2 tRNA genes and 3 rRNA genes are annotated in these 5082 nt (G+C 50.8%); all 5 read right to left on the bottom strand.

The window, feature by feature from the left end:
• The 5 genes from rrf to FJR37_RS26135 all read right to left on the bottom strand — a co-directional run bounded on the left by rrf (position 1) and on the right by FJR37_RS26135 (position 5080).
• Positions 1-118 (bottom strand): 5S ribosomal RNA (rrf, locus tag FJR37_RS26155).
• Positions 119-245: 127 nt separating this feature from the next.
• A 23S ribosomal RNA gene (locus tag FJR37_RS26150) occupies positions 246-3070 on the bottom strand.
• A gap of 155 nt (positions 3071-3225) precedes the next feature.
• Positions 3226-3298: transfer RNA gene (locus FJR37_RS26145), tRNA-Ala, on the bottom strand.
• A gap of 81 nt (positions 3299-3379) precedes the next feature.
• Positions 3380-3453, bottom strand: a tRNA-Ile gene (locus FJR37_RS26140).
• A 140-nt stretch (positions 3454-3593) separates the two neighbouring features.
• Positions 3594-5080 (bottom strand): 16S ribosomal RNA (locus FJR37_RS26135).
• The 16S, 23S and 5S rRNA genes sit together here with 2 tRNA genes alongside, the layout of an rRNA operon.
• Positions 5081-5082 lie beyond the last annotated feature (2 nt).

Below are 5082 nucleotides of genomic sequence, written 5' to 3'. Positions count from 1 at the left end.
ACCTGGCATCGAGCTATTTTCACGTGGGGCTACCCCCAAACTATCGTCGCCGCAGCAGCGTTTCACCTCTGAGTTCGGGAAGGGATCAGTGTGGTTCCACCGCGCCATAGACACCAGGAAAGCCTTGCGGAAGTCAAAAGTCAAAAGTCAAAAGTCAAAAATTAAGTTTTGAAGTCTGAGTTTTAACTTGACAAAACCCTGAAGACTGCATTTGAGAAAGAGAAATCACAATAACAAATTGAATAGAGGTCAAGCCCTCGGTCTATTAGTACCCCTCAGCTTCATACATTACTGTACTTCCACTTAGAGCCTATTAACGGGTGTTCTGCCCGTGACCTTACCTACTTATCGTAGTGAGAGTACTCATCTTGAGGTGGGCTTCCCACTTAGATGCTTTCAGCGGTTATCCTCTCCGCACTTGGCTACCCAGCGTTTACTGTTGGTACAATAACTGGTACACCAGCGGTGCGTTCCTCCCGGTCCTCTCGTACTAAGGAGGACTCCTCTCAATACTCTTGCGCCTGCACCGGATATGGACCGAACTGTCTCACGACGTTCTGAACCCAGCTCACGTACCGCTTTAATGGGCGAACAGCCCAACCCTTGGGACGTACTTCCGCCCCAGGTTGCGATGAGCCGACATCGAGGTGCCAAACCTCCCCGTCGATGTGGACTCTTGGGGGAGATCAGCCTGTTATCCCTAGAGTAACTTTTATCCGTTGAGCGACGGCCATTCCACTCTGCGCCGTCGGATCACTAAGGCCTACTTTCGTACCTGCTCGACTTGTCGGTCTTGCAGTCAAGCTCCCTTCTGCCTTTACACTCTTCGCACGGTTTCCAAGCGTGCTGAGGGAACCTTTGCGCGCCTCCGTTACCTTTTAGGAGGCGACCGCCCCAGTCAAACTGCCCACCTGAAACTGTTCCCCGACCGGCTTACGGTCGTGGGTTAGAATTCTAGCTTCGCCAGAGTGGTATCTCACCGTTAGCTCCTTATTCCCCAAAAGGAATAACTCACCGCTTCCCACCTATCCTGCGCAAGCGAAGCCCGAACACAATTCCAGGCTACAGTAAAGCTTCATAGGGTCTTTCTGTCCAGGTGCAGGCAGTCCGTATCTTCACAGACATTCCTATTTCGCCGAGTCTCTCTCTGAGACACCATCCAAATCGTTACGCCTTTCGTGCGGGTCGGAACTTACCCGACAAGGAATTTCGCTACCTTAGGACCGTTATAGTTACGGCCGCCGTTCACCGGGGCTTCGGTCGCCAGCTTCACTTTCGCTGACCAGCTTCCTTAACCTTCCGGCACTGGGCAGGCGTCAGCCCCCATACGTCCTCTTTCGAGTTGGCGGAGACCTGTGTTTTTGGTAAACAGTCGCTTGGATCTCTTCACTGCGACCCACTTATACAGTGGGCACCCCTTCTTCCGAAGTTACGGGGCCATTTTGCCGAGTTCCTTAGAGAGAGTTATCTCGCGCCCCTTGGTATTCTCAACCTCCCTACCTGTGTCGGTTTCGGGTACGGGTGTTCTATCTTCATCACATAGACAGCTTTTCTTGGCACTATCCTTCACCACTCGGAGTTCGTAAACTCCTCCCAAACCAATCAGGGTATGGCTATCTTTTATGCGTCCCTATCTATGCTCCCACAGAACAGTAAGTGACTATTGACACTTTGTCCATCGACTACGCCGTTCGGCCTCGCCTTAGGTCCCGACTAACCCAGAGTGGACGAACCTGGCTCTGGAACCCTTAGGGTTTCGGGGTGTATGATTCTCACATACATTTGCGCTACTCAAGCCGACATTCTCACTTCCGTTTCGTCCACAGCTGCTCGCCGCTACTGCTTCTACCTACGACGGAACGCTCCCCTACCGATTATTATTAGTAATCCCACAGCTTCGGTACATCACTTAGCCCCGTTCATTTTCGGCGCAAGATCGCTTGACTAGTGAGCTATTACGCACTCTTTCAAGGGTGGCTGCTTCTAGGCAAACCTCCTAGTTGTCTAGGCAATCTCACCTCCTTTATCACTTAGTGATGATTTGGGGACCTTAGCTGGTGGTCTGGGCTGTTTCCCTCTTGACAATGAAGCTTATCCCCCACTGTCTCACTGGCTGTGTGTTCTCTGGGTATTCTGAGTTTGTCTCGATTTGGTACCGGTCTCCCAGCCCGCACCGAAACAGTGCTTTACCCCCCAGATTTAATCACAACCGCTGCGCCTCAACACATTTCGGGGAGAACCAGCTAGCTCCTGGTTCGATTGGTATTTCACCCCTAACCACACCTCATCCGCCGATTTTTCAACATCGGTCGGTTCGGACCTCCACTTGGTGTTACCCAAGCTTCATCCTGGACATGGTTAGATCACCAGGGTTCGGGTCTATAAACACTGATCTTCGCCCTCTTCAGACTCGGTTTCCCTTTGGCTCCAGCATTCTCGCTTTAACCTACCAGTGCCTATAAGTCGCCGGCTCATTCTTCAACAGGCACGCGGTCATCCGTTAAATCGGACTCCCACTGCTTGTAAGCTTATGGTTTCATGTTCTATTTCACTCCCCTTCCGGGGTTCTTTTCACCTTTCCCTCGCGGTACTTGTTCACTATCGGTCACACAGTAGTATTTAGCCTTACGAGGTGGTCCTCGCTGATTCACATGGAATTCCTCGTGCTCCATGCTACTCGGGATTCAGCTACTATCCTTTGGCTTTCAACTACGGGACTTTCACCCCCTCTGGTACAGTATTTAGCTGTTTCGTTTAGCCTCTAGATTCGATATTGCTGTCCCACGACCCCAAAGGATAAATCCCTTGGTTTAGGCTCTTCCCCTTTCGCTCACCACTACTTAGGGAATCTCTAGTTTGATTTCTCTTCCTCCAGCTACTAAGATGTTTCAGTTCGCTGGGTTGGCTCTTTCCTGTCTATATATTCAACAGGTAGTACATAGGGTTGCCCCATTCGGATATTTCCGGCTCTTAGTTTGCTTCCAACTCCCCGGAACATTTCGTCGGTAACCACGTCCTTCTTCGCCTCTGTGTGCCTAGGTATCCACCATTAGCCCTTATTAGCTTGACCACAATGTCTTCTTGTTTGCTTTCACATCCATCTCAATGTCTGTGTCTGCCTGCTTTTTCTCTTTCTCTTATGCAGTTTTCAAGGTTCTGGCTGGAATTTCACCCAGCAGTCAAAAACTATTTTTATAGTTTCAGTTGCTGTCTTTTTTCCAAATGTGGAGGTTAGCGGACTCGAACCGCTGACATCCTGCTTGCAAAGCAGGCGCTCTACCAACTGAGCTAAACCCCCAAAAAGAACTCAAAATTTCTAGTCATGCTTCAAAAATATTTAATTTTGACTTTTGACTTTTGATTTTTGACTTCCTCCAGGTGGGCCATCCTGGACTCGAACCAGGGACCTCACCCTTATCAGGGGTGCGCTCTAACCACCTGAGCTAATAGCCCTTATCGAACCAAATCATAGTTTGAAAGCTTTACTTCAAGTCTGCGACCGACCTTGGGATAAACCGAAGTCTAGGTTTTTTGTCTAGGTCTTGATTTTTGACTTTTGACTTTTGCCTTTTGACTTGATTTGGGTCTCCCTAAAAGGAGGTGATCCAGCCACACCTTCCGGTACGGCTACCTTGTTACGACTTCACCCCAGTCATCAGTCCTACCTTAGGCATCCCCCTCCTTTCGGTTGGGGTAACGACTTCGGGCGTGACCAACTTCCATGGTGTGACGGGCGGTGTGTACAAGGCCCGGGAACGAATTCACTGCAGTATGCTGACCTGCAATTACTAGCGATTCCTCCTTCACGAAGGCGAGTTGCAGCCTTCGATCTGAACTGAGCTACGGTTTATGAGATTCGCATCACATCGCTGTGTAGCTGCCCTTTGTCCGTAGCATTGTAGTACGTGTGTAGCCCAAGACGTAAGGGGCATGCTGACTTGACGTCATCCCCACCTTCCTCCGGTTTGTCACCGGCAGTCTCTCTAGAGTGCCCAACTTAATGCTGGCAACTAAAAACGAGGGTTGCGCTCGTTGCGGGACTTAACCCAACATCTCACGACACGAGCTGACGACAGCCATGCACCACCTGTGTTCACGCTCCCGAAGGCACTTCCATCTTTCAACGGAATTCGTGACATGTCAAGCCTTGGTAAGGTTCTTCGCGTTGCATCGAATTAAACCACATACTCCACCGCTTGTGCGGGCCCCCGTCAATTCCTTTGAGTTTCACAGTTGCCTGCGTACTCCCCAGGCGGGATACTTAACGCGTTAGCTACGGCACAGCTCGGGTCGATACGAGCTACGCCTAGTATCCATCGTTTACGGCTAGGACTACTGGGGTATCTAATCCCATTCGCTCCCCTAGCTTTCGTCCCTCAGTGTCAGTCTTGGCCTAGCAGAGCGCCTTCGCCACCGGTGTTCTTCCTGATATCTACGCATTTCACCGCTACACCAGGAATTCCCTCTGCCCCGACCACACTCTAGCTTTGTAGTTTCCACTGCTTTTATTTGGTTGAGCCAAACTCTTTAACAGCAGACTTACAATGCCACCTGCGGACCCTTTACGCCCAATCATTCCGGATAACGCTTGCATCCTCCGTATTACCGCGGCTGCTGGCACGGAGTTAGCCGATGCTTATTCCTCAGGTACCGTCATTTTGTTCTTCCCTGAGAAAAGAGGTTTACAACCCAAGAGCCTTCCTCCCTCACGCGGTATTGCTCCGTCAGGCTTTCGCCCATTGCGGAAAATTCCCCACTGCTGCCTCCCGTAGGAGTCTGGGCCGTGTCTCAGTCCCAGTGTGGCTGATCATCCTCTCAGACCAGCTACTGATCGTCGCCTTGGTAGGCTCTTACCCCACCAACTAGCTAATCAGACGCAAGCTCTTCTTCAGGCAGCAAGCCTTTCACCTCTCGGCACATTGGGTATTAGCCACCGTTTCCAGTGGTTGTCCCCAACCTGAAGGTAGATTCTTACGCGTTACTCACCCGTCCGCCACTATCTCCGAAAAGACCGTTCGACTTGCATGTGTTAAGCATACCGCCAGCGTTCATCCTGAGCCAGGATCAAACTCTCCATTTTGG

It is taken from the genome of Aphanizomenon sp. UHCC 0183 (assembly GCF_009712065.1).
In the GTDB taxonomy this organism is placed as follows: Bacteria; Cyanobacteriota; Cyanobacteriia; order Cyanobacteriales; family Nostocaceae; genus Dolichospermum; species Dolichospermum heterosporum.
The sequence above is the reverse complement of the archived record's forward strand: the minus strand, read 5'-3'. Positions and strand labels throughout refer to the sequence as shown.